Source organism: Burkholderia sp. AU30198 (assembly GCF_020419825.1).
Classification (GTDB): domain Bacteria; phylum Pseudomonadota; class Gammaproteobacteria; order Burkholderiales; family Burkholderiaceae; genus Burkholderia.
Map to the genome: position 1 here is coordinate 95759 of NZ_JAIZSA010000002.1, position 22594 is coordinate 118352.

Below are 22594 nucleotides of genomic sequence, written 5' to 3' on the forward strand. Positions count from 1 at the left end.
CCGGCTTATCATTGACCGGCCCGCCACTCACCCCCGAGGCCATCTTGCACGCCCATCTGCGCATTGCCCGCCCGGTCAGCAACCTCACCCGAACCGAGCGCATGTATCGCGAAGCCCTCGGTTTGTCCGTTCTTGCACGCTTTGAAGATCACGACGGCTTTTCCGGCGTGATGCTCGGACGCGACGGCCTCGACTATCACTTCGAATTCACGCACTGCCCCGACCATCCGATCGCGCCGTCGCCGACACCCGAAGACCTGATCGTGTTCTACCTGCCCGATCGACCGGAATGGGAAGCTGCCTGCGCGCGCGCCATCGCCCAAGGCTTCATGCCCGTCACGTCGTTCAATCCTTATTGGGACATATCCGGTCAGACCTTCGAGGATGCCGACGGCTACCGGATCGTGCTGCAGAACGGCACATGGCGCTGATACGCGAATACGCGTAAGCGGTTACGCGCCGGCCAGGCCGGCGGCGCGGGCGACATACACGACGTGCCGACGTAGCGCATGCCCTTCCGGCAACGCTGGATGGTCGAAATCGCGCGCGGGCTGGCGCTGCATGCCGAGCCGCTGCATCACGTGCTGCGATCGCAGGTTGGTGTCGGCCGTCCACGCGAAGATCTCGCCGAGCCCGATCCGGCCGAACCCGTCGGCCAGTGCAGCGGCCGCCGCTTCGGCGACGTAGCCATGCCCCCATGCGTGGCGAGCTTGCCGCCACATGATCTCGACACATGGCGCCATCGGATGCGTTACGCGCACTTCGCGCGACAGACCGCACACGCCGATCAACATCGCGTCGGCGCGGCGCTCGACCGCCCACGGGCCGAAACCGTGTGCATCGAAATGTGCGTCGAAGCGCGCGATGACGTCGCTCGCCTCGCCAACAGACATCGGGCCGCGCGCGAGCCACGCGGTCACGTCCGGATCATCATGCATCGCCGACAGCGCATCCGCATCCGCCGGCTGCCAGCGACGCAGCGTCAGACGCTCGGTTTCGATCTTCGACGGTGTGGACATGGAGGATACGGATCGTTCAGGCGGCGTAACGCAAGCGCCATCGCAAATCCGAAAGCGGAACGGACGAAGGGGAAATCGGGATCGTCGCTTCTGCCAGCGACGATCCAGGGAACCGGTGACGAGAAACGGGCGCCGGCGCGCCCGCGGCGATTACTCGTTTTCTTCGAAGTAGTAGATTTCCCCACCACATATAGCTATTACAAAAAAGCTACGCCAAAACTTACGCCCCATCAAGCGATCTGCGCCCCATTATTGAGCTTCGGCCCAGTTCCCGTGGCAGAATCGGAACGTTACCTGCGATCATCAGGGTAACGTGATGATAGCCCGCTAAGTACGATACGAAGCGAACACAATTTGACGGGGTGCGAAATGGCATGGGTTGAGCCCGAATTTTCACGCGAGCGAGTCAATGCTGCAGGTCGTAGACTCGTCGCAGGTGTTGAAGTTATCGAAGATCGTGAACCCTTCAATTTTGTGGATCTCAACGACTACCTTGATGCAACCATGATCATGTCCAACTGGCGCGCCTCTCACCAGTTTCCCCTCAATACATTCAAGATAAATCTGCGAGATCGCGCAATCAAGATTGACGACGCGGCATTTGTCGCACAGCGCCTTAAGCGTGCTACGTCGATTATAGATAAGTTGAAACGATTTCCTCGCATGCGACTATCTCAAATGCAGGACATCGGTGGGTGCAGAGCCGTTCTATCATCCCTGGAACAAGTCAATCAACTGCGCGATTCGATAAAAGGAAGTAGGATTAAGCATCGGTTGGTGAATGAAAAAGACTACATAATCACACCCAAAGAAGACGGATATCGCGGAATACATTTGATTTATCGCTATGTCAGCGACAAGAAGGAGACGTATAACAATCATTCGATTGAAATTCAGATCCGAACGAAGCGCCAGCATGCGTGGGCGACAGCCGTGGAGACTGTGGGTTCCCTGACCAATCAAAAGCTGAAAGCAGATCAAGGCGAACAAGCATGGCTGGAATACTTCTCCTTAATTTCCGCCGCATTCGCACATCGAGAGGGAGTTCCAGGCGATGAGGATTTTGAAGTAATTCGCGAAAGACTAAAAATATTCGAGGCGGATCTTCATGTAGTAGAACGACTAACCGCCTTTCAAGCCATGATGAAAGAAGTCATTGCTGACCCGGACCGGCGGAAGTCCGCCTACTTCTTGATGAAACTAGATCTCACCAACAGAGAAACGCTTGTTGTTTCATATTCACAAGAGCAATTTGCAGCAGCGACTGCAGACTACAAGAAAATCGAGGAAGAAAATAAGCCGGGGGTTGATGCCGTCTTGGTCATGGCAGATTCCGTTCACGCGCTGAAAATCGCATATCCCAACTATTTCGGCGATACCACTCTGTTCATCGCCGAATTGAAGGAAATATTGGAACCGGAGGCGTAGAAGTGGATCCCAACCTGATCGAGTGACGTTTCCTGTCGGGGGGACCAGCGACACCCCATCTCAGCCTTATCCCGCAAGCCTCTCTGCCGAATTTGGCGTAAATTTGGCGTAACACCAAATCACTTCGGCTCGACCGCCAGCCAGGCCGACGCCCGGTATCGTATGATGTAATTTGATCGCGATCGGAGAGCGAGTCGAATGGCATCAGTGACTATCGATATGGGTTCCGGGAAGCGGGCCACGCTGTCTAGCGACGGCGGATCACGGCAATCGGTTGACCAGCGCGCAGCCGTCTCGGAATTAATGCTGCACTGGCCGAGGTATTCCGGGCTGACGACGGGAGCTGCCGACTACCTTCGGGAACTTGGGCTGGGAGCATTCCACAGCGATCCGGTGGCTGCACTCAGGTCAGCCATAGAGGACGGGCGTGTGTCTGTGTCAATCGACCGCCCAGTAGCCGGCGGCGGCGCTGGCGGCCAACCCTCAACCCCACCTTTCCCGCGAGCTAACAGGCTCGCCAGCGTGCCTGGAATGGCGTCGCTACCGATAGATAAGCCCATTCCGAGTTGGGCCACGCCGAGCGACGTATCGGCAGGCGAACTGATAAGCTATTTGGAAAGCGTCGTGGGAGGGGCTGGCAGCAGCCTCGCCGGCTCCGCATCCGGGTTGATTAACGGCACGCCGCTCGGCGACGCTGCACCGTTCGCGCTAGATGACTCACCCTTGGGCGACGATCCTTTGAACGTAGCTGGACGCGTGGTGAACGAGGGGTTAGAAGCAGACTGCATGGACAAATACGAAGCAGCCATTGAATTGTGTAACCGGCTTGCCAAGGTCATGGGCGGGCCTGCCGGCCTGGCACTGTGCAAGCAGAATGCGTTCATGGACTACCAAGAATGTAGGGGGCTTTAAATGGCAAGGCATTCACCTTACGCCGTCGTGGTGATCTACGACGAGGACCAGCAAAGGCTTAACGTGAAAGCTGCTGATCCCAGAAAACTCGCGCCACAATTGGAGGGCGTGCTTGAAATGCCAATCCTGTTAGAGGAGTTCGACTATCGGATTGATGACGAATTTGCGCGTCGCCTCGGTGCCGCAATGCTAAATCTCATCGCTGCCGGGCAACCCGACATCGAGAAATACATGAGCGTGACACTTGAGCCCATCCCTAGGGATGGGGACGGCAGTCGTTAAGGCTTCTGGCATGAGCAAACCGAGACGCGCGACCATCGTGTTCTACGACGAGGACACTGAACAGGTGACGCTGTGCACCGTGTTCCGCAAGGACGTGCAGGCCGCTCTCGACCGCGAATTGAAATCAGGTGTCGCCATCACGATCCCGCCACATGCCGAGCCGAACGATGGGTGCGAGATTACGGACGAGGACGCGCGCCGACTAGGCGGCATCGCGCTACTGATGCAGGCAGGCGTTCACCCCGAGCTGCGAGATCGGCTCAAGTTCGCTGACGCGGACGGCGTTGACTGGTCCCCTGTCCGCCACCCGGGCTAATCGCTTTCCTGCGCCGCACAGTCGGGATTCCTGCCGAGGCGCTTGCTGCGCTCGCAAGCGCCTCGAGATCAGTCATTCGTAGCGCGCCGACCGGGGTTTATTTCTTCACAGGCTCAATACCCCAACACTGTGCCGAACGGCCGTCCTCCGGAATAGCTTCCGGGTTGTACTTGCACTTGTTGATCGTGTCGAGCGCGACCTTGTAGCGATCAACGAGCGGATCAACAATGCTAGCCAGATATGCGTCCGTTGCCACCTGATCCGGCGTCTCGCAGTCTGCCCCCATGTGCGCTGGATCCGTTTTCAAAACACCACCAATCGGCTGAACACCGTCGCCCCACATGCCTAACAACGAAAAATAGAGAACTTCAGTTGTAGGCGCATACTTTTTCTCAACTACATAACCACTCTCGCTAACTGATCGCACAACCTTAGCAGGCGCACACGAAACATTTGGAAGTGCAGCAAATACGACACGGCCTTTCAAATATTCTCGGCTGGCGTAGGTTCGAAGATCCTTAACGAACTGGCGGAAATTCGCCTCCTTTTCTTCCGAGTCGATATATCCGGTCATATCGTCGAGAACAAAGTTCACGAGAACCCACTCGCTAATGTTGACATTCGCCTTTGCAATTTCATCACCCGATGGCGTGCCTCCATTGCCCTCAGCCATCACCAGTTGATGCAAGGTCGTACCGTCAATCACGCCCGGATAGACACCAATTTCGGCACCCCGCGCCTTAAATGCATCCTGCAAAGCAGTAATCGTGGACTGCGCGTCACCACTGGAAGCACCCGGCGCAGATGCGGGGCCAGCAACATCGACGGCGGCAGCCATTGCACGGGTGCGCTGGGAGGCGGCCAACGGCGCGCCAGAATACGTGAGTCGAATTGCCGGCCCAGAAGAGGCGGAGGTCGTCGAGTCATCGCCGCCACCGCAAGCCGAAAGTGCAAGTCCCGCCAAAACTGCTGAAATCAGTGTTCTTTTCATTGTGGTTCTCAGGTCCGATGTTGTTGTATCCCCAGGCTGAATATTTTACATATTGATTACAAGATTGGGAAACAGAAAGCCCGCGGCAAGCGCGGGCAGTCCCCGGAACCTAACGCGTCGCCGCGCCCGTCAACGAGTCGTAGTCGCTTTCGCACTGCCGCCCGGCAATGCCCCGCTCGTCAGCGATTCGCGCGAACTCTCCCGCAGCCTCGTCAGTCCGGCCGAACATGTCGGCAAGCAGATCGATGGCACCGCCGGCTGCCGCGCCTCCGGTCGCAGCGCCGGGATCGCGCGCACGGGCGATGAGTTCGTCGACTTGCTTGCGCAGGCCGTCTGCAGCAGAAGCAGCGCGGACAGCATCAGCGCGCGCCTGATCACGTTTGCTCGAAGCATCTTCAGCGTTCCCCTGTTGTTGGCGCGCGATTCGGTCGCTTTCGTCGCGCTCGGCGACGAGCTCGCGAATTCGCTGCGCCTGCGTTTCTACTGTGTGCGACTGGTCGGCGTCGCGATGTCCCTTGAAATAGCCTGCCGCGGCGCCGATGACCACCGACGCGACAATCGCGAACCACACGCGCGGATCGATCCAGGTCACAGCCCCTCCGAGTACGTCGTGTTCTTCGCGCCGAACGATGCCGTTAGAACCTGGCGACGCGGCTTCGTGCCGAGGGGCGCAAGGCCGATATGCACCCACGTACCCTCCTGAATCAGCTGGTCGAACTCGATCGACGACGCGCTGATCGCTCGGCAGATATCGAGCGGCGCACCAAACTTCGGACAAACAAAGTCGGCGGCCAGGCCCGACAGGTGCGCACTGGTCGGAACACCGCCAACCGCACGATTGAGTGCCGCCGCCCGGTAGCCAGAGTTGATGATCACGGGCCGTCCGCCGAGCACGTCGCGCACGCGCTCGAGCGTTTCGGCAGTCCTGCGCAGGTTCGCCGTGACCGCGGCCGACGGCGTGTTATCGATGCCGCGCCGGCGCGCCGTGTCGCTCGCGGTCAATTCCTCGAGCGCAAAATGTGCTGTGAGATTTCCCATATTTATTTTTCTCCGAATACCCGTTTTGCATTTCGCCGCAGCAGCACCTCGAGGTACTGCGAACCGACGATACCCAATGCGCTGCCCAGCCCGAGCAGGGCGATCGGCGGAAGATCCGGGATCTGCAACAGCGCCAGGCCCGCCACCATCGACGTCGCCGAACCCAGCACCGCGCGCCCGGCCACAAGCCGAACCGTCAGCTGCTCACTACCCACCAAAACTTTCGCAATGCCAATCAGTCCGCCCATGAGGATCAACTCCACGATCGTCTTTTCGTGCTCTTGCATTACCGCTCCCCGTTCGCTACCTCAAAAAATAAAGGCCGCCAAATTGGCGGCCAATCACACAATTCCAGTTGCATCCAGCACCATGAAGCGCAAATGCCACTGCTCCCTGAATCCAGCCAAATTTGGCTTTCTCCCACCCCCGTACATCGTCGTTCCCCAATACACCGTATTTCCGCTGACCCGAATCGAACTCAACTCGACACCCGCCGGGTCATAGCTCCACGCGTGACGAACTGGATAGATTCCCGACACGATTACCGGGACACCGTATGTTCGCGACTCCCAAGACGGGGATGGCGCCCCGACTACGTCCCATCCAAACCCCGGCATATACTCGTTGTAGATCACATCGAGGACACGCAGAAATGGCTTTGACGAGTCTGCGATGAGGCGCCCCTGTCCGTTGAACACCTGAAGCCCGAAACTTCCGGATGCCAGCGGAACTTGGTCGAATTGAAAAAAATATACGGTGCATGGCCGCTCCGTAACAAATCTCAGTGTGTATGTAGTCCCGTCTACATCCGTGCTCCAAACTGTGATTCCCACACCGCCCGATGCATACACCCCATACATCGGGCCCGCTGTGGCATTGAACGAAAATGCAACGCTTGGAAAAGTCGCGTTGTATGGTGTGCCTACATCGTTGACAGCCAGGCGCAGCGATGTATCCACCGACTGGGCCGACATCGCCTGCACTACTTGATAGTTAGGCGTCGCGCCATCAATCTGATACACACCCGAATCTGTGAACGCCTGAAATCCCGCCGGCATCAATACACCCCGTAAACGATCCAACCTGGAACCTGCGTGTACGCATTCGAGCCAGTCGTATTTCCGCTATACCACCAACTGACGCCGTTCCGATTGATTGCAATAACCGGAGACGGCTCGGCGCCAGATACACGATAGAAAATCCGGACCGGCATAAATGACCAAAATGGTTCCCCGCCCGACATGTCCGCCGCGACACTTCCATTTCCACCACCCGTCCACACGATTCCAATTACCCGTCCCGCACGCGATTTCGCGTCCAGGATCGGGCGGCCGGCGCCGTCGAAAATCTGAAGTCCAGCCGTCATTGCCATACTCCCCAACGAACGCGCAAAACGCCGTTCGCATCAAATGTCCGCCCGCCGTTGCTATCGATCACGGTTCGGTTTCCCTGGCCGTCTGTCGAATTGATCTCGAACCAGCCGCTCTTGTCGAGCCGCCAGCCCTGCCGCCCCGCGATGTAGTTGTCGGATTGGATGTAGCTACCGATCATCGCGTTCGTAATCCAACCTGCACCGATAAGCGCCTGGCGCAAGAACACCTGGCCGCCCTGCACCACGAACGGCACGATCGAAGCGCCACCGTTGTTCGGGTCGACCACAGCAAAGCGCTGTGCCGACACCAATACCTGCGACTCGACAACGCCGTCGTTGTTGTCGATGCCGATACCGATGCCAGCGATATACGTGCGCCCGTCCGACGTGATCTGCGTCTTGATCTGGTACGAAGCCGATACCCGACCATTCAGGTCTGCATACGACTTCGCGACCGTTTGGACCGCGGCAGCGCTCTCGTTAACTTGCACTTGCACCGTCGTGATCTGCTCGGCCTGCGCGCTATCGGCATCCGCACGCGCCCTCGATTCAGTGCGAATATCAGCGACTAGCGAAGCTTGCTTCGACTGCATCTGAGCGGTTACGGAATCGAGTCGCTGCGCCAGCGCCATGTCGGCCTCGGCGCGTGCGGACTGCTCCGAGTAGACCCCAGCCATTACCGCGGTCGATCCCGCCGGCTGCCCCATATCGCCGGCCATCGGCACATTGATCTGTGCCGATACCTGACTGATTTGCTTCGAAAGCGCCGAATCGGCATCTGCGCGCGCCGACGATTCCTGACGAATGGCCGCCGAATTGGAGTCGACTGTCGCTTTTAGCGACGTGATCGAATCCGCATTGGCCTTATCGCCCGCCGCGCGCGCTGACTGCTCCGCAGTGATTGCAGCCGCGTTGTCGCCCGACGCCACTGCGACAGCATCGACACGTTTTCCGAGCGCCGCATCTGCATCCGCCCGCGCCTGCTGTTCGGACGTGATAGCTGCCTTGTTCGCACCAACATCGGCCGTCACGGTATCGATGCGCTTGCCTAGGGCCGCGTCTTGAGCGGCACGAGTCGTCACCTCCGACGTGATCGCCGCGGCGTTGTCGTTCGCCTTCGCAGAAACGGTATCGATGCGCGTCGACAGCGCGCCGTCAGCATTCGCCCGCGCAGTCGCCTCACTCGTTACCGCAGCTTGCGCAAGTGCAGCAGCCTGCCCGTTCGGCCCACTCAACAGCCGCCCGTTGAGCATCGAGAACGTATAGGAGATTTGCGACGCAGGATCGGAATCAACCGAACCCGCCCGCATTTCAGCCCCTGCACCCTCTCCACTCCCCGGAACGCCAACCAGCACGTATGCGCCGCGATGCTTGATACTGCCGAGCACAGCATTGCTCGCGCCGCACCTCACGAGCGCCGACTGAAGAACACCCGCAAGGTTTGTTCTCGGTTCATCGAACGTCCACACGATCACCGACACAGCGCTCGTCAGCCCGTTAAGGGCATCAGCCATTGCAGAAGCATTCGCGGCCGAACCGAACACGTCCCACCGGCCAAGCAACACAACCGCGTTGTTCGCAGCCACGGTTGCAACGTTCCAGCTCCGCAACGACCCAGCGATCTGCTTGCCCGAAACGGCATTAAACAACCCGTCAGGGGCTGGCGGATTCGCGCTCGCGCCTACTGCCGCGACCTTAAGCATCAACGCATTGCCTACCTGCGCCTGCAAGCCTGTAATGCTTTGCGCGTTCGCGGAATCGCCATTCGCGCGCGCGGTCTGCTCGGCAACAATCGCCGCCTTGTTCGAGTCGGCCGTCGCCGTCACCGCATCGATACGCGTCGACAACGCCCCGTCGGCATTCGCGCGCGCGGTCGCCTCGGATGAAATCGCCGCGGCATTGTCTTTCGACGACGCCACAACCGCATCGATACGTGTCGACAGCGCCCCGTCGGCGTTGGCGCGCGCCGTCGCCTCTGCCTGGATCCCCGCCGAGTTCTTTCCGACGTCGGCCGACACCGTATCGATACGCTTACCGAGCGCACCATCAGCATCGATTCGCGCGGTCTGCTCCTTCTGGATCGCGCTCGACGCGTCACCGACCTGCGCCACGACAGTGTCGATACGCTGGCCCAGCGCGGTATCCGCGTTGGCGCGTGCTGTCGCCTCCTGCTTGATGGCGGCCGCCGCATCACCGACACCCGCGCTCACCGTGTCGATACGCTTTCCAAGCGAATCGTCTGCCGTCTGCCGCGCCTGCTGCTCGACAGTGACTGCCGCGCCGCGCTGGCGCGCCTCGTCGGCCACCGCATCAGCCCGATCCCTAGCCTCTTTCGCGATCGCATCCGTGCGATCCTTCACCTCCTTCGAAATTGCGTCCGCACGGGCCTGCGCCTCTCCCGCGACTGCCGCGGCCCGATCTGTGACTTCTTTCGCAATTGCACTCGCGTTATCGGCGACGCCCTGCTGGATCCCGGGAATCGCGTCAATCGGCTTTTTCAGATCCTCGCCGAGCGCCGAGTGCGAAATCTGCCCTTCGAAATATTTCTCGTACTCGCTTTGATCGGCCGACGGTTGCCCCTGCACACCGGGGCCGGTCGCCGGAAACCATGGACCGATGTTCCCGGTTGTGTCGACAAGCCGCGCCCAGAAATAAAAAGCCTGGCAGACGGCGAGCCCTTGCATGGACGTCGATGCTTGCGGATACGCGTAATCAGATAGCTTGATTGCGTCGGAACGATTCGGCGTGCGGCTGTACCAGACCTCCGTGCGCTGCGCATCGCCGGCCGTCCCATCGCCCGGAAATGCCCAGGACAGGTTGATCCCGTACACAACGCCGGCAGCCTTGAGCGATACGATCGCCGGCGGCGGCGTCGTTTTTCCCTTCAGCTGCGTTTCTGCGCTGACGGCCGGCAGCGACGTGACGTTCATTACGTTTTGCGCACGCACGCGCGCAACGTACCGCCCTTGATAGATCCCAAGCACCTCGACCTGCAGACCGCCCGTGCGCGGCACACTCACCCACTCGCCGTTATCCTTCCGCCATTCCGGCAGGTAGGTCACCGAGTTGTCCGCGGCATCCCACGCGATGACCATCGTCGTTTTGGAAATGCCCTGGTCGACCGCCGAATACGTCGTGATGCGCACGTTGGTCGGGGGTGCCTGCACCGACGGCGGCACGACCGTCACCGGCCGCTGCTGGATCTGCGCGCCGTCATCGATCGCCGCGTACTTCCCCGGCTCGTGCTTCGTCGCTGTGATCGTGTACTCGATCAGGCCGTCGTCATCGCCCTCCTGCACGCTCACGACACGGTAGAGCTGCGCCGCGACGTCGGCGTTTTCCAGCATCCATACAGCGCCAGGCACGGGGTCCGCGTCGAACCGATTCGCGAGCGTGAGCACATCACCATCAACCGACTTCACCGCGCGATACTGCGCAACGCCTGACGGCAGGATCGCCGTGAAGCGATCGCCAGGCGCCACGGTCGGCGCTTTGTCCAGCGTGACGACCGCGCCGGCCGCCGAACGAATCCGGCCACCGATGCGCCGGCCCGCCTTCCGCGGATCCGCGATCGCGATCACCTGCCCGGGGCCGACGAGCACGCCATCCATTCCGACCTTGAAGGACACCGTGCCCGACTCGTAGCGCGACGTCAGAAGCAGCCACTGTCCAAGCCGATGCGCCTGCGCCTGAGACGTGCACCCGAACGCCGTAACCTGCGTTTTGATAACGCCATGCCGCGCGATACCGTCCTCATCCGGTACGTACTCGACGGCTTGTTTGTACTGGTTCGTCGGATCGTTGTAACTGACGAGCGCGACCGTATATCGTGTCTTGCGCTCGCTCCCGACGTATCGGAACGCCCCATCGATCACGTTGGCAGCCGTGTACACGTACACCGGATCGGACGGCATATCCGCCGATGCAACAACCGCCCCCGGCCCCCAATACGCAATACCGCGGAACACTCCAGCGATGTCCTGCAGCACCTTGTACGCGTCGGCCGCCGACTGGATCACGCAATTGCACGTGAAGCGCGGCTCCACGCCACCCTTGCCGTCCGACACCATCACATCGCAATAGCGCGCGATCTCGTACAGCCCCCACTTGTCGACCATAGATGCGTCGACGGTTTTGCCGAGGCCATACCGGTCGTTCAGCAGCAGGTCATAGAAAATCCATGCCGGGTTATTCGTCCACGCCGGTTTGAACGTCCCGTCCCATGCCCCCGAATACGTGCGCGTCTCCGGATCGTAGTTCGATGGCACGCGGATGATCAGGCCGCGAATGTGGTACGAACGCACCGGCACCTGCGAGAACGATCGAGCATCGAACGTCATGCCGACGAGCGCCGTCATCGGATACCGCAGCTTGCGATCAATCACCTCCGTGATCGCTTCTATGTTCACCGCATCAGCGATCAACGAGCTGTGCGCATTCGGCGTGATGCGGCGCACACGCGCCAGCCATCCGGTTTTCGCGCGTGGCAGCTCGATCCGGTGCGAACGCTCATAAAGCGATGTCGTCTTGCCGTCGAACGCCGTCGACAGCACCTGCGCGTATGACCCACCGTCGACCGATAGATCGACCGCATACTCAACCCGGTAACCGAAAACACCAGTCGCCGGATCACTCTTTTGCAGCGCCGGCACACCTAATCGAATACGGACGGCGGTGAGCTGCGTGTTTTGCACCTGCCGCACCCACGGCGCATCAGACGTCAGAGGCACACCAATAGCCGACTCGCGCTCGACCGCCGGAAAGCCCGGCATGAACTCCTGGTCGAGCGTGCCGGTGCGAACGTCGACGCTGTAATTCTGGAAGTTGACCGATCCGTCGGAATTCTGGATCGGCGTGCCGTCGAGAAACACCGACTGCATGCCCTTCACCAGACCGACGATCGGTCCCTCCGAAATGATGTCGAGCACCTTCGCGCGCGCGATCGAGTGCAGGTTGTCCGGTGATTCCCCGCCCCCTCCACCGCCACCACCGCCCTTTGCACCGTTGATCCGTTTCAGCCCGGATTCCGCGTAGATCTTTTTCACACCTGATCCTCTGTGTAAATGCCCGAGCTGACGACCTTTGACCCGACGACCATTTCGCCGTACACGAGCGACACCGGTTCGCCTTGCGCAGCGCTGTTCACCGGTCCGTTGAAGTAGTACGACGTGCCGTTGTCGGCCACCCCGGCAAGCCCGGCCTGCTGCGGGCTCAACATCTGTGCGACGCCGCCGAGCGCCATCGAGATAACCCCTCATGACTGTTTTGGTAACCCTCTATTACCGTTTCGGTAACCCCTTCGTTACCGTTTTGGTAACCCAAAATCTTCGACGTATCGATCCGCGCTTTGCCTATCCACTGATCAAAGTCCTTGTTGATCGACAGACTCGCGGCGTATCGTCCCGGCGACTTCACAAGAACCTGCATGTCAATCAACTCGCCGATCGCGGCAGAGATGTGCGGCGGCAAGACACCGGTCTTGTCATGGAACTGCGTCAGACTGATTTCGTCAGCGGCCTTGTCATAGCCGTATGTCTGACGCATCAACACCATCAAAATCTTGTAGTGCCGCTTGCCAAAATCAGCCAGCGCAAGGGCCTCCAGAACGCTATGCGGCACGCGGGTGTACCTCTCTTCAGCTTGGGCGGAGCGCGGCCGCTCCGGCATAGGAATGACGTGCGCGAGCGCCATACACGCACTCATCCCTGCGTAGCTGAAATGGCATCATCAATCGTCGCCTGACGCGGATCGGCTGCATCCTGTGCGCCGACATCACCTTCCAGATTGAGAACCCACCGCAACGCTTCAGCGCGCTCGCCCGCGGCCTTCTCCAGCTCGGCCGCAATCTGCTTGCGGGTGCGCATGCGCGGGGCCGCGTCTCCGGTCACGGCCTCTTTCTGCGCGCGCGCCTTCGCATGCCCTTCCTTGCCCTCAGCCGCAGCGACGACGGCCTGCACCTTCTGGCGCTGTTGATCCGGAGTCAGTTTCGCGAGCTTCAGCGCGTTCGATACGGTGATCTGGTCAGCCTCGAGCGCATCACGCACGGCAGCCGTGCAATCGAGCAACTTCAACTGCTGGCGGACCGTCGGCACCTCGACACCGAACATAGTTGCGACAGTTTCTTCCGTGTGGCCGACTTCGAGCATGCGCGCCATCTTTTCGGCGCGATTGATCGGGGAATCCTCTTTGCGGATTTCGTTCGTGCTGACCATAACGGCAGAGAACGACTTTCCGCCGTCGTTGATGACCCGTTGCGGTATGGCCGGAATCGTGATCGGCGACTCGCCGGCGGCGATCAGCTGCCGATTGAGCTCGCGGGCATTGATCACCCGTGTTCGGCCATCGATGACCAGGTTCTTGCCGGTCTCCGGATCCTTGTAGAACAGCACCGGCTTGCGCACGCCAATCGCGCGGTAGTTCAACACCGTCTTCGGGTTCGGCTCTTGATGAACGCGCCGGTCGTACAGCGGGTGCGACGGGTCCGTGACAAGTTCGAGGTCGTTCGGGTCCATCGCAAGCGCAGTTACCTTGCTCTGCGCGCCGTATGCTTCAACGGAGCTTTTTGCCACGTTTCCTCCAGGGAAAAGTCAGGCCGCCAGCACATCGGGCGGCGGATTGCGATCCGCGAAATCGGAATCGCCGGGTGATCGAATCGAGCCGTCCGAGCGGTGCCAGCAGTACAGCGAGCCTCGGCGATGCCAAAACCAGTAACCAGCGCACGTGCATGCCATGAGGCGGGTGTTTCGCTTCTGCATCCATGCGTCGATTCGAAAATCACGCCGACCGCAGACGTTGCATTGCGGCTGCCGCACGTACTCGTCGGGACGCTTCTTCAGCACCCGGCGCGTCTCGCAGTGTCGGCAACGGCAATGGAAGCGGGCCATTTCAGTGGCCACACGGCACGGAGCCGTCGAGGGATTCGACCGCCCCGCACGACAGGCACTTGCGCGGGTACATCGGGTGTCGGTTGATGTCGCGCGTGATGCGCTTCACTTCGTCGGAGCGATCGGGCTGCGAGAGCGCCCGAAGCAAAGTCGCCCGCATCCCTTCCGGCACGTTGTAGAACTTGATTCGCCCCTCCGCTGCCGCACGTTGCATGTATTCGCTGGCATCCTGCGGGGCCGAGAAAATTTCGTTTTTCACCCTCAACCTCCATATAGGAGTACTAAACCAAGACAGAAGCACTCTCCGTCGAAAGCGCTTTTGCCTAGGCCCGTCGCTTACATCACCACCGACCGCCACACTCCCCGAAACCTTCTCGCGCGCAGTGGCAGTTCACGCCCACCTTGCTCATCGTCGACAGCCCATCCAGGTACTCTCGCGAGACGACGCGCAGCTCGAGCGCATTCAGACCGGCGTCGATCTTGTTGATCGGTACGCCCAGATTCCCCGACAGGAATCGACTCACCTGCGAGTCGTCCCAGCCGAGTGCATCCGCCACCGACCCGCGGCTACGCGGATCGCTCAGCGCTTCCCGGAACGCCCGTTCGATGCTCGGCTTCCGGATGACTTCAATTGTGCTCATAGCAACTCAACTCCGTTCAAAACTGATTGAATGACCTTGAAGGTCGAATTTTCTAAACTTCAAGCATCGAATCTCGATGCAGATCGGACTATGGCGAGGGTTCCGGCCCTATCTGTAGAATTGGCAGCTCTCACACAACCATTCCTACGGACGGGGAACCCTCATGGAAGACAACCTCAAAAAACTCGTAACCGTGGTCGAGGAGCTCAATTCTCAGATCGCTTTCCTCGTCGCGGACCGTGCGGCAGCTGCAACCGTGATTCGCGCGCTCGCTGAGGCCAATGCACACAATCCGGTGTTCCTAGCCGCACTCAAGAACCAGGCCGAAATTCGAAACGTCGGCCAACTCAACAGCACCATGAAGGACGGCCAAATCGAAGCATTCAGGAGCGCCCTGCACTCCCTGTTGCCTCAGCAGCTTCGCGACATTTGATTTCCCGCTGGATCAACGCCGTGTTGGATGCGCACAAGGCCGAAATCGCATTGATGCGCTCACCGACGGCCTGGTCCGCCGCCAGCCCGACCTCGCGCTCTGCGAGTGCCGGCCGGATCAGCCAAAGAACCAGACGTGCGTACAGGCGCTTCATGCGATCTCCTTTTGTTGAGCGAGTTCGGGCCAAACGTCTCGGATCACGTCTGCCGGAAACAGATCGAGGCGACCGACTGCGCCGGAAGTTTCGCGTTCGATCGGCCAGCCGAACGGAACTGGCACGGGCCGCTTCTTGTTTGCCCATGCACTAATGTCGGACGCGTGCGCATCGATTGCCGCAGCTAGCTTCACAAGTCGTCCGCGCTCGGCGTCGAGATAGGTTCTCAGATCCATAACGAAACTTTAGCGAAACGCAAAAGGAATGTCTATAGCGTTTCGCGCATATACGACTTTAGCGTTTTGCTATTGAATGCACGTCATGAAGGACATTGACCAAATCCGTCGCGACAACCTCAAGCTCATTGAAGCCGAGAGCGGTGGCCCTGCCGCCGCAGCCGCAGTGATCGGTATGTCACATTCACAATTCACAAACTTGCGCGATGGCGCGAAAGACTCGAAGACCGGACGTGCTCGTGGCATGCGCGCGTCGACAGCGCGCAAAATTGAAGAGAGCGCAGGAAAGCCGCTTGGATGGCTTGACACCGACCATTCGGAAACGGCGCCCCCTGCTCCATCGACGGCCGCCCCCGTAGGATGGGATCAATTGAACTCAGATCAACGAGCGAAGGTTGAATCATTCATCGGCTGGCTCCTTTCGCAAGCAGCCACCCAGCAGACAGATCCGCCTTCAACAGGCAAACGATTCGGTAAGGGTGGATAGCGCCGTTTCGGTTTCAACGCGTCGCGGCTCGAGAAGTTTGTCCGGGAACAACCAATCGCGCGTAAGCAGCATGCCTAGTCCATCATCGGCCAAACCATACACAGCGTCCCCTTGGAGAACGCACTCCCAGCGCCCGTCGTGATGTAACCGCACTACATCGACGGTACGCCCGACCAGCGCCTCATTTGGCGAGTCGATCACCTTCGCCTCATTTCCCGCGCGACAACGCAGGCCCCGCGCACGCGCAACGCCCTCAGCTATACCCCAATCATTGTTTTTCAAGATGCACTCCCTGCGGTTGAACAACGGAGGCCACAACCTTGCCGTTGCGGCCCTGCTGCCAACCAACTTTGCCAGACAGCCTCCAGTTAGGAATGCCCGCGCATAACCCCGCGCAATCATGCGGTGTTATGCGCTCGTGCGCGGAAAGCGCTCCGTCTCGCCCACATTTTCGGTCCGCCTCTCTCACTTCTTGCCCCACACTAGCCCCCGCTTACCCACTTAGAACACTGTATGCATGTACAGTAGTTTGCCAAGTAAACAGATAGCTTTCAACTAGATAAGCAGCGTGGTTAAGATCGGAGCCGAAGTTACTGAGTTTTCGCCGCACGTGCCTCGACCGGCACACACCTAGATAAGGCCGGATTCGAAGACCCATTTGCCGTGCCACTTCCTTCGATTTATGCAGCGCCGAACATATGACCGGTGCTCGCGCGGATCTCGCGCGGCCTTCCTGCGATGCCTCCGTGCATTGCAAATTCGGCACGCTGCAACGATGTTCCCCTGGCAATCCTTCCCCCCGTCCATTCGAGCATGAAGATGCTCGGCCGTGCATTGCAGCTGCAACGCCTGGCGCCGAGAAAGCTTGTATCGCGCCATGAACAGGGTTACGCCGTTGTCCCACATTGGACAACCGCAGTAGAAGCACCGACCAGATTGGTGATTGAAAGCACGTGCGCGGTTTCGCGCGATTGACGAGGCCATAAGCGGCTCCTGACTTCAGGAAGTTTCGGGAAATATCGAAACCCGCTCGCCCCTAGAGAGGTGATACGCGGGAGCCAGCCGACTCAGTCGCGCCGACACCACATCAGATCCTCAAGATACTGATAGTCAAAGTCTAAAGCCTGTCGGACTCCCCTGGCAAGCCAGTGCGGCGCCGGGAAGCCCTGCGTCTATAATGCTTTCATTCTGGTTTCGACACATCAGTTCCGCCTCAACGGCGCATGGCGCGAAATCAACCATTCGAACGTTAGAAAGAGAATGATCACATCTCGGGGAAAATCGATCGTCGCAGGACTGGTGGTATGCGTATCTATCGTCGGATTTATTGCGCTTTATGCTGCCAGAGAAAGGCAAGTTATCCGCCTCACAAAGGTAGCGACGTTCGCATCTAAGACAATTGCAACAACCCTGAAGGCCGACAGGACGCTTGGTGCCGACTACGGGCAAGTAATCGCGCCGGTGCGTGAGACAGCCTGGGACGCAGTGAAGGACGTTCAGTCACGCTCTCTAGCCACGGCATCCTCACTCGAAAAGACCAGCCTGAACCGAGCAACAGACGAATATTTATCGTCAGCCTCCGGCGCATTCGCAAAAATCGCGAAACGAGAGGCCCTTTTACGAGATCTCAGATCCACTAGGGCCCTCATGGCCGCAGCACGGCGGGACCTCGATATCGTAGCGACAGGCCCTATGAATCAGTATGCGACCAACCTCTTACGCTCAACTCAAAACGATGAAGCACGAGAGCTTCGCAACATCGCAGAAACGGCAAACGAACTACGCATCGCTTTGGCGGCAATCGAGGCCAAGGGCGATGAACTGACTCGCGAATTGGGGGACATTGGGTTACCACGCGATGAGTTGCGGGCCGCCATCGATCGATACAGCGCCACCGCTGCGGACTAGTCTCTGTCACGCGACTCCACCATACACCTCCCCGAGCCCGCCACCAGCGGGCTTTTTTGCGGCCCGCTCGTAGCGGCCGCGGCATCCCCCCAACGAGCGAAGTCCGGCGTTACAAATTCCCCCTCAATATTTTCGCGTTTCGCTATAGACAATCTTTTCGCGTTTCGCTAAAGTTCAATCCAACGCAGCACAGAACGCTGCGCCTCCCCTCCGGGGGATTGCTCCTTAACCTGACTGCTGGGATAAAAGTTGCCCGGGCCTTTGGCCCTGTCGCATACATGCCCCGACCGACCCGCCGCATGACAGTTGCTCGAAGTGCGGGACACACAGCTCTCAAGAGCGCGCATTCGGACGCGGATCCTCCGCACCAATCAACCGACCTGCAGCGCAAACAGGACGTCGAGTGCGCGCCCTTGAGAGTTTCGAAATTGCGCCCGGGTAGATGGACAGCACACTCCATCGGTGAGCGCGACTCGTCCGCCCTGCGAGTGATAAAGGAAGTGGGCCCGTCACCTCAGAAAGCGGGCTTGGCAAGCCGACGGAAGGTCGAGAGAACGGGCGGGATGCCAACCGTCGCCGGATACGTAACCGGCCATCGACCGCGCTGATCGAATCGCATTGACCTTCAGTGCCATTCCTTGAGCGCGGTCAGGCCGCCAGAAATCTAACCGGCCTCAATATATTTCGGATGACTAATCTATGACCACATTACTTGTTGGTGTCGGTCTCGGTGTTTTCGCTTCAGCCCTTCTGCTCGTCGTGGTGTTTGATCTTCGGCAAGGGCCACGCCGACAGCGGAAACAGTGACCAACGCAACACGAAGGGGAAACGCCGATGAACGCACGTCAGCGCCGCAAGGCTTATCGCGCGATGCCGCAGCAAGGACAGCGCGTCACCTGGACCACCATGTCGGGCCGCGTCAAATCGGCCACGGTCGAGGGCCACAAGGAATGGTTTCACGGCCAATGGAACGAAGAGCGCCTGAACGTGCCATGCGTTCATCGCGTCCGCGTTCGGCTCGACTCCGGCAGCCACGCCCATCCGCTCGTTTCGCGGTTGAACCCCGTCTAACCACTGCTCCCGCGACAGGAGAAAGACGATGGAAAAGCTCTACCACGTCGTCCTCGTGTATGAGCGCACGGGGCATCGGGTTCGCAAGACGAAGCGGCCCGTGACTCGGGACCGCGGGCTCGAACTGATCGCCGCGATCGCCAATCGCCCGAACCAACGCACAGAACTAGAACCGGCGACCACATAACCCGCGCCCGCTACGGCGGGCCTTGGAGAACGCATGGCAAAGCTCTCACAAGCCGCGCTCCTGCTTCTGCGCGAAGCAGGGGCGACCGAGATTGACGACGATTTCGTCGTCATCGGCAATACGGACATCCGCATTTTGCTGTCAGCGCGGGCCGTCAGCGATTTGAATCAACAAGCCCGCGAGCGAGACAGCGCATAACGAGATCGGACGCGAATGGCAACGCATCGATAAGGCTGGTCGCGATCGACCAGCAGCAGTAGGAAAGGACGCGGCGACGTACCTGGTGTTAGAGCACCCGGCACGCCCCGCACCCGCAGTGCGCACTGCGAATCCGGCAAGGCCACGTCACCCCTGCAGAGGCGGACGAAAGGCTATCACGGATGGACTCACTTGGCCAATAGATGCAACCAACACCAATCATTCCTTGGCTCGGCGGCAAACGCCGCCTTGCCGACAAGCTGATCCCGCTTTTCCCTCCGCACGAATGCTATGTCGAAGCGTTCTGCGGTGGCGCTGCACTCTACTTCCTGCGACCAGTGCCGGCACCCGTCGAGGTCATCAACGACGTCAACGGCGAACTGGTCAATCTCTACCGGGTTGTACAAAACCACCTGGAAGAGTTCGTCCGCCAGTTCAAATGGGCGATCAGCAGCCGGCAAGTCTTCAAATGGCAGCAGATCACGCGGCCCGAGACACTGACCGACATTCAGCGGGCGGCCCGTTTTTTCTACCTTCAGCATCACGCGTTTGGCGGGAAGGTCTCCGGACAGACTTTCGGCACCGCCACGACCGCACCTTCGGTCAACCTGCTGCGGATCGAAGAACAGCTTTCGGCGGCACACCTACGCCTAGCCGGTACTCACGTCGAAAACCTTCCGTGGCGAGAGTGCGTCGAGCGATATGACCGACCGCACACGTTCATTTACCTCGATCCGCCGTACTGGCAAACCGAGGGATACGGCGTCCCATTCGGCTTTGAAGAATACGAGGCAATGGCAGCGCTGATGCGCGATGCACGAGGCAAGGTCATGGTCTCGATCAACGAACATCCGGACATTCGCCGCGCCTTCGATGGTTTCCACATGCTCGAGCTCGACATTCGCTATTCCGTTGCCAATCGCAACGGTCGGCCGGACACAAGCGGCGAGCTGGTGATCACGAACTGGACGCCCGGGGTGATGGATGGCCTGTTCTAGCCCGCCTGCAGCGTTCGAACATGTGGCCTTTCTAGCCCGCGATGCACTCACCGAAACCGGCCTCGGCTGACCATCTCTTGAGGAACCCACGATGACAACCGTCACCAAGGAACAAATTTACGACGAGCAAATCTCGCCGCTCATGACGCAGATCATCGCGATCTGCAAGGAACACAGGATTCCGATTCTCGCGTCGTTCTTCACACCCGGCGACGACGATCCGGAGCTCGCGGTCACGACCGCACTCCTCGGAAACGGATTCGAGGCGCCCGCAAATTTCAGCAACGCGCTGCGCGCCCTCCGACCGGAACTGTTTGGCAGCTCTCCGCTGATGCTGCACACCGACCACGGAGATGGCAGCACGACGCTCACTGCCGTCATCTAAATCGACAGCGGACACAACAACACCGAGGGATCAATGAACAGCCTACAGCCTGCACTTCCACAAAACAGACGACCAGTAACGCGCTCGCCGAGCGATAACGCCCTGCTCGCCTCCTGCAATCAGATGCGTGGGTATGTCGCGAAGGGTAGTGCAGTCGCAACGGCATGCGGTGTCGCTATCGGCTGCGTCTGGTTCCTCTGTGTTGCGTACCGCGCGAGGGTTCTCACGTGGCCGTGGTGAAAGTCTGGCTCGGCGCGCTCGCGGCCATCATCGTATTCCTCTGCCTGCAATCCATTCTGCAACAAGACTCCGATCGCATCCAACACGCGCCAGTCGCCCAGCACACTTAACGCGCGGCCTGTCGCGACCACTTCGACATCGCACACTTACGGGAAAGCCCATGAAAGAGCTTGAACAAGCCGTCTCGAACGCATTTTCGAACATCGTCACGTCCGGCACCATCGAGAAAGCCATCGAAGAGAAGCTGACGAAAACTATCACGTCGATCGTCAACGAGGAGCTGCAAAGCTATTCGGAATTCGGCAAGCAACTGAGCGAACACGTCAAGAAAGCTGTCCAGGTCGATTTCTCGAAGCTCGGCCTCCCCGGATACAACGACCTGATCCTCAAGATCATTCGGAAGCGTGTCGAAGAAGGTCTGAATGAGCAGATCGAAAGGCACGTGGCGACGCAGCTCGACGAACTTCTCGCTCCTGCTCCGGAAGAAATCAAACTGTCCGAGCTGGTTGCGGACTTCATCAAATTTCAGGCCGAGAAGCAGTCATATTCCTGCTCGTGCGACTTGCCCGACCGAATCACGTTGACGGTGGATACCGAGGGGTCATTCACCCATATCGGGCTCGACAAGGAAGCCGGAATCGACCGGTATCGGTGCCCGTGGCGAATTGACACGATGGACGGGCGCGTGTACAGCGTCAGGATCAACGAGATCGACCCGAAGAATACGCTCTTCATCGGGCCGATTTACGGTTTCGAACGGAAGCTGTTCCAACTCTACGCAACCGGTACGAAGCTGGTCATTGATTGCGACGTCGACGACATCGATACGTCGTATCCCGGTCGCGGAGATTACTGACTCCCCCACTACCCTCAAGCCGCGCAAATTCCGTTGCCTCGGATGCGCGGTTTCTTCTTGCGGGTGGCCTGTTCGGCGCCCTTCTTTTTTTCTTCCCGGCTTCAACGGCGGATGCTCGGCTACTCAGTGCAGCCGAGCACCCGCAATTGGGGCTGTATTACTGATCGACGATGACGATGCTGCGTGATCCGGTGACCTTGCCGCTGACCCTCGGCTGCGAAATGCTCATCGACAACTTTACGGCCCGATCTGCTGGGACATCTCTATCTACTGATGAAAGAAATAGGAATTCAATCAGCTGGTCCGAGCAGAACGTCAATCGCCGCCTGCCCTGCGATCTCGGCCACGAGGTATGCCCAGCGTCGGGTAAATGGGCCGTTTCGAAGCTTTATCCGATGTCCACGCGCACCAAGGATACCGAGATTGTCGTGACCCTTTATCTGGAACGTGACGTCGTACATGTCCGGAGCAGATGAAGTCAGTTCGACATCAATTTCAAAGCCGCGGTACTGGATAGTTCGCTGCATGACGACCTCCGCTATGTGAGTCCGAGCCTAG

General features: G+C 59.4%; 30 protein-coding genes and 1 pseudogene. 14 read left to right on the forward strand and 17 right to left on the reverse strand.

Features of this window, described 5'->3' with window-relative positions:
* Nucleotides 1–44 precede the first annotated feature (44 nt).
* On the forward strand, nt 45–431 hold the full coding sequence (locus LGN19_RS05870; RefSeq protein WP_319000631.1) for a VOC family protein: 387 nt from the start codon (nt 45–47) through the stop codon (nt 429–431).
* Nucleotides 432–452: 21 nt separating this feature from the next.
* On the opposite strand, the gene LGN19_RS05875 is transcribed toward LGN19_RS05870, so the two are convergent.
* Nucleotides 453–1019, reverse strand: coding sequence for a GNAT family N-acetyltransferase (locus LGN19_RS05875; RefSeq protein WP_226213569.1), 567 nt, complete (start codon nt 1017–1019; stop codon nt 453–455).
* 369 nt (nt 1020–1388) lie between these two features.
* Here LGN19_RS05875 and LGN19_RS05880 point away from each other — a divergent pair, with 369 nt between their 5' ends.
* The 4 genes from LGN19_RS05880 (at nt 1389) to LGN19_RS05895 (ending at nt 3957) form a co-directional block, all read left to right on the forward strand.
* A complete protein-coding gene (locus tag LGN19_RS05880; protein WP_226213570.1) occupies nt 1389–2447 on the forward strand; it encodes a RelA/SpoT domain-containing protein in 1059 nt (352 codons plus the stop codon).
* 531 nt (nt 2448–2978) lie between these two features.
* Nucleotides 2979–3359 carry a hypothetical protein gene (locus LGN19_RS05885; RefSeq protein ID WP_226213571.1) on the forward strand — a complete coding sequence of 127 codons (381 nt, stop codon included), beginning with the start codon at nt 2979–2981 and terminating at the stop codon, nt 3357–3359.
* Entirely contained in the window at nt 3360–3641 is a 282-nt protein-coding gene (locus LGN19_RS05890; protein WP_226213572.1) for a hypothetical protein, read from the forward strand.
* Nucleotides 3642–3651: 10 nt separating this feature from the next.
* The gene (locus tag LGN19_RS05895; protein ID WP_226213573.1) at nt 3652–3957 is read left to right on the forward strand and encodes a hypothetical protein; all 306 of its coding nucleotides are present in this window, start codon (nt 3652–3654) and stop codon (nt 3955–3957) included.
* A gap of 97 nt (nt 3958–4054) precedes the next feature.
* Here LGN19_RS05895 and LGN19_RS05900 read toward each other — a convergent pair whose 3' ends face one another.
* The 13 genes and pseudogenes from LGN19_RS05900 to LGN19_RS05960 all read right to left on the reverse strand — a co-directional run bounded on the left by LGN19_RS05900 (nt 4055) and on the right by LGN19_RS05960 (nt 14883).
* Nucleotides 4055–4948, reverse strand: a complete 894-nt coding sequence (locus tag LGN19_RS05900; RefSeq protein ID WP_226213574.1) for a hypothetical protein — start codon at nt 4946–4948, stop codon at nt 4055–4057.
* Nucleotides 4949–5057: 109 nt separating this feature from the next.
* Nucleotides 5058–5540 carry a DUF2514 family protein gene (locus LGN19_RS05905; RefSeq protein ID WP_226213575.1) on the reverse strand — a complete coding sequence of 161 codons (483 nt, stop codon included), beginning with the start codon at nt 5538–5540 and terminating at the stop codon, nt 5058–5060.
* Nucleotides 5537–5986 (reverse strand): D-Ala-D-Ala carboxypeptidase family metallohydrolase, encoded by a 450-nt coding sequence (locus tag LGN19_RS05910; RefSeq protein ID WP_226213576.1) that lies wholly within the window; start codon nt 5984–5986, stop codon nt 5537–5539. The genes LGN19_RS05905 and LGN19_RS05910 overlap by 4 nt, the downstream gene beginning before the upstream one ends.
* 2 nt (nt 5987–5988) lie before the next feature.
* Entirely contained in the window at nt 5989–6273 is a 285-nt protein-coding gene (locus LGN19_RS05915; RefSeq protein ID WP_226213577.1) for a phage holin family protein, read from the reverse strand.
* Nucleotides 6274–6327: 54 nt separating this feature from the next.
* Nucleotides 6328–7044: a hypothetical protein gene (locus tag LGN19_RS05920; RefSeq protein ID WP_226213578.1), complete on the reverse strand. Its 717-nt coding sequence runs from the start codon at nt 7042–7044 to the stop codon at nt 6328–6330.
* Complete coding sequence (locus LGN19_RS05925; protein ID WP_226213579.1) at nt 7044–7358, reverse strand: hypothetical protein; 315 nt, start codon at nt 7356–7358, stop codon at nt 7044–7046. Before LGN19_RS05925 ends, LGN19_RS05920 begins: the two co-directional genes overlap by 1 nt.
* A complete protein-coding gene (locus LGN19_RS05930; RefSeq protein WP_226213580.1) occupies nt 7349–12403 on the reverse strand; it encodes a phage tail protein in 5055 nt (1684 codons plus the stop codon). The genes LGN19_RS05925 and LGN19_RS05930 overlap by 10 nt, the downstream gene beginning before the upstream one ends.
* A pseudogene (locus LGN19_RS05935) lies at nt 12400–12603 on the reverse strand (tail assembly protein); the annotation flags it as partial. The gene LGN19_RS05930 and the pseudogene LGN19_RS05935, both read right to left, overlap by 4 nt.
* The gene (locus LGN19_RS05940) at nt 12570–13061 is read right to left on the reverse strand and encodes a replication protein (RefSeq protein ID WP_319000625.1); all 492 of its coding nucleotides are present in this window, start codon (nt 13059–13061) and stop codon (nt 12570–12572) included. The gene LGN19_RS05940 and the pseudogene LGN19_RS05935, both read right to left, overlap by 34 nt.
* Nucleotides 13058–13927, reverse strand: coding sequence for a ParB/RepB/Spo0J family partition protein (locus LGN19_RS05945; protein WP_205191477.1), 870 nt, complete (start codon nt 13925–13927; stop codon nt 13058–13060). The genes LGN19_RS05940 and LGN19_RS05945 overlap by 4 nt, the downstream gene beginning before the upstream one ends.
* 18 nt (nt 13928–13945) lie before the next feature.
* The gene (locus LGN19_RS05950; protein WP_205191476.1) at nt 13946–14242 is read right to left on the reverse strand and encodes a hypothetical protein; all 297 of its coding nucleotides are present in this window, start codon (nt 14240–14242) and stop codon (nt 13946–13948) included.
* A 1-nt stretch (nt 14243) separates the two neighbouring features.
* Entirely contained in the window at nt 14244–14501 is a 258-nt protein-coding gene (locus LGN19_RS05955; protein WP_205191480.1) for a hypothetical protein, read from the reverse strand.
* Nucleotides 14502–14583: 82 nt separating this feature from the next.
* Nucleotides 14584–14883: a DNA-binding protein gene (locus tag LGN19_RS05960; RefSeq protein WP_264172947.1), complete on the reverse strand. Its 300-nt coding sequence runs from the start codon at nt 14881–14883 to the stop codon at nt 14584–14586.
* Between the two features lie 163 nt (nt 14884–15046).
* Here LGN19_RS05960 and LGN19_RS05965 point away from each other — a divergent pair, with 163 nt between their 5' ends.
* Nucleotides 15047–15316 (forward strand): hypothetical protein, encoded by a 270-nt coding sequence (locus LGN19_RS05965; RefSeq protein ID WP_205191475.1) that lies wholly within the window; start codon nt 15047–15049, stop codon nt 15314–15316.
* Between the two features lie 150 nt (nt 15317–15466).
* On the opposite strand, the gene LGN19_RS05970 is transcribed toward LGN19_RS05965, so the two are convergent.
* Entirely contained in the window at nt 15467–15706 is a 240-nt protein-coding gene (locus tag LGN19_RS05970) for a YdaS family helix-turn-helix protein (protein ID WP_205191474.1), read from the reverse strand.
* Between the two features lie 85 nt (nt 15707–15791).
* On the opposite strand from LGN19_RS05970, the gene LGN19_RS05975 reads away from it, so the two are divergent.
* Complete coding sequence (locus LGN19_RS05975; protein WP_205191473.1) at nt 15792–16193, forward strand: hypothetical protein; 402 nt, start codon at nt 15792–15794, stop codon at nt 16191–16193.
* 630 nt (nt 16194–16823) lie between these two features.
* On the opposite strand, the gene LGN19_RS39870 is transcribed toward LGN19_RS05975, so the two are convergent.
* On the reverse strand, nt 16824–17177 hold the full coding sequence (locus tag LGN19_RS39870; protein WP_413227188.1) for an HNH endonuclease: 354 nt from the start codon (nt 17175–17177) through the stop codon (nt 16824–16826).
* Nucleotides 17178–17453: 276 nt separating this feature from the next.
* Between LGN19_RS39870 and LGN19_RS05980 the strand changes: the two genes are divergently transcribed.
* From LGN19_RS05980 to LGN19_RS06010, 7 genes are all read left to right on the forward strand, one after another.
* Nucleotides 17454–18101, forward strand: coding sequence for a hypothetical protein (locus LGN19_RS05980; protein ID WP_205191472.1), 648 nt, complete (start codon nt 17454–17456; stop codon nt 18099–18101).
* Nucleotides 18102–18935: 834 nt separating this feature from the next.
* Entirely contained in the window at nt 18936–19172 is a 237-nt protein-coding gene (locus LGN19_RS05985; protein WP_174927503.1) for a hypothetical protein, read from the forward strand.
* Between the two features lie 28 nt (nt 19173–19200).
* A complete protein-coding gene (locus LGN19_RS05990; protein ID WP_174927502.1) occupies nt 19201–19359 on the forward strand; it encodes a hypothetical protein in 159 nt (52 codons plus the stop codon).
* 33 nt (nt 19360–19392) lie between these two features.
* A complete protein-coding gene (locus LGN19_RS05995) occupies nt 19393–19557 on the forward strand; it encodes a hypothetical protein (RefSeq protein WP_174927501.1) in 165 nt (54 codons plus the stop codon).
* Nucleotides 19558–19760: 203 nt separating this feature from the next.
* Nucleotides 19761–20555, forward strand: coding sequence for a DNA adenine methylase (locus tag LGN19_RS06000; protein WP_205168800.1), 795 nt, complete (start codon nt 19761–19763; stop codon nt 20553–20555).
* A 91-nt stretch (nt 20556–20646) separates the two neighbouring features.
* A complete protein-coding gene (locus tag LGN19_RS06005; protein WP_205168798.1) occupies nt 20647–20940 on the forward strand; it encodes a hypothetical protein in 294 nt (97 codons plus the stop codon).
* Nucleotides 20941–21340: 400 nt separating this feature from the next.
* Nucleotides 21341–22036: a hypothetical protein gene (locus LGN19_RS06010; protein WP_226213581.1), complete on the forward strand. Its 696-nt coding sequence runs from the start codon at nt 21341–21343 to the stop codon at nt 22034–22036.
* A gap of 290 nt (nt 22037–22326) precedes the next feature.
* Here LGN19_RS06010 and LGN19_RS06015 read toward each other — a convergent pair whose 3' ends face one another.
* On the reverse strand, nt 22327–22563 hold the full coding sequence (locus tag LGN19_RS06015; RefSeq protein ID WP_175220846.1) for a hypothetical protein: 237 nt from the start codon (nt 22561–22563) through the stop codon (nt 22327–22329).
* Nucleotides 22564–22594 lie beyond the last annotated feature (31 nt).

Excerpts from the sequence above, each read along its gene's own strand:
- LGN19_RS05890 (WP_226213572.1), top strand. The coding sequence starts at position 3,360 with ATGGCAAGGCATTCACCTTACGCCGTCGTGGTGATCTACGACGAGGAC.
- LGN19_RS05995 (WP_174927501.1), top strand. The coding sequence starts at position 19,393 with ATGGCAAAGCTCTCACAAGCCGCGCTCCTGCTTCTGCGCGAAGCAGGG.
- LGN19_RS05915 (WP_226213577.1), bottom strand. The coding sequence starts at position 6,273 with ATGCAAGAGCACGAAAAGACGATCGTGGAGTTGATCCTCATGGGCGGA.
- LGN19_RS05965 (WP_205191475.1), top strand. The coding sequence starts at position 15,047 with ATGGAAGACAACCTCAAAAAACTCGTAACCGTGGTCGAGGAGCTCAAT.
- LGN19_RS05990 (WP_174927502.1), top strand. The coding sequence starts at position 19,201 with ATGGAAAAGCTCTACCACGTCGTCCTCGTGTATGAGCGCACGGGGCAT.
- LGN19_RS05875 (WP_226213569.1), bottom strand. The coding sequence starts at position 1,019 with ATGTCCACACCGTCGAAGATCGAAACCGAGCGTCTGACGCTGCGTCGC.
- LGN19_RS05910 (WP_226213576.1), bottom strand. The coding sequence starts at position 5,986 with ATGGGAAATCTCACAGCACATTTTGCGCTCGAGGAATTGACCGCGAGC.
- LGN19_RS06000 (WP_205168800.1), top strand. The coding sequence starts at position 19,761 with ATGCAACCAACACCAATCATTCCTTGGCTCGGCGGCAAACGCCGCCTT.
- LGN19_RS05970 (WP_205191474.1), bottom strand. The coding sequence starts at position 15,706 with ATGGATCTGAGAACCTATCTCGACGCCGAGCGCGGACGACTTGTGAAG.
- LGN19_RS05940 (WP_319000625.1), bottom strand. The coding sequence starts at position 13,061 with ATGAGTGCGTGTATGGCGCTCGCGCACGTCATTCCTATGCCGGAGCGG.
- LGN19_RS06010 (WP_226213581.1), top strand. The coding sequence starts at position 21,341 with ATGAAAGAGCTTGAACAAGCCGTCTCGAACGCATTTTCGAACATCGTC.
- LGN19_RS05925 (WP_226213579.1), bottom strand. The coding sequence starts at position 7,358 with ATGGCAATGACGGCTGGACTTCAGATTTTCGACGGCGCCGGCCGCCCG.
- LGN19_RS05885 (WP_226213571.1), top strand. The coding sequence starts at position 2,979 with ATGGCGTCGCTACCGATAGATAAGCCCATTCCGAGTTGGGCCACGCCG.
- LGN19_RS05880 (WP_226213570.1), top strand. The coding sequence starts at position 1,389 with ATGGCATGGGTTGAGCCCGAATTTTCACGCGAGCGAGTCAATGCTGCA.
- LGN19_RS05920 (WP_226213578.1), bottom strand. The coding sequence starts at position 7,044 with ATGCCGGCGGGATTTCAGGCGTTCACAGATTCGGGTGTGTATCAGATT.
- LGN19_RS05950 (WP_205191476.1), bottom strand. The coding sequence starts at position 14,242 with ATGGCCCGCTTCCATTGCCGTTGCCGACACTGCGAGACGCGCCGGGTG.
- LGN19_RS06015 (WP_175220846.1), bottom strand. The coding sequence starts at position 22,563 with ATGCAGCGAACTATCCAGTACCGCGGCTTTGAAATTGATGTCGAACTG.
- LGN19_RS05900 (WP_226213574.1), bottom strand. The coding sequence starts at position 4,948 with ATGAAAAGAACACTGATTTCAGCAGTTTTGGCGGGACTTGCACTTTCG.
- LGN19_RS05975 (WP_205191473.1), top strand. The coding sequence starts at position 15,792 with ATGAAGGACATTGACCAAATCCGTCGCGACAACCTCAAGCTCATTGAA.
- LGN19_RS05960 (WP_264172947.1), bottom strand. The coding sequence starts at position 14,883 with ATGAGCACAATTGAAGTCATCCGGAAGCCGAGCATCGAACGGGCGTTC.
- LGN19_RS39870 (WP_413227188.1), bottom strand. The coding sequence starts at position 17,177 with ATGGCCTCGTCAATCGCGCGAAACCGCGCACGTGCTTTCAATCACCAA.
- LGN19_RS05985 (WP_174927503.1), top strand. The coding sequence starts at position 18,936 with ATGAACGCACGTCAGCGCCGCAAGGCTTATCGCGCGATGCCGCAGCAA.
- LGN19_RS05895 (WP_226213573.1), top strand. The coding sequence starts at position 3,652 with ATGAGCAAACCGAGACGCGCGACCATCGTGTTCTACGACGAGGACACT.
- LGN19_RS06005 (WP_205168798.1), top strand. The coding sequence starts at position 20,647 with ATGACAACCGTCACCAAGGAACAAATTTACGACGAGCAAATCTCGCCG.
- LGN19_RS05980 (WP_205191472.1), top strand. The coding sequence starts at position 17,454 with ATGATCACATCTCGGGGAAAATCGATCGTCGCAGGACTGGTGGTATGC.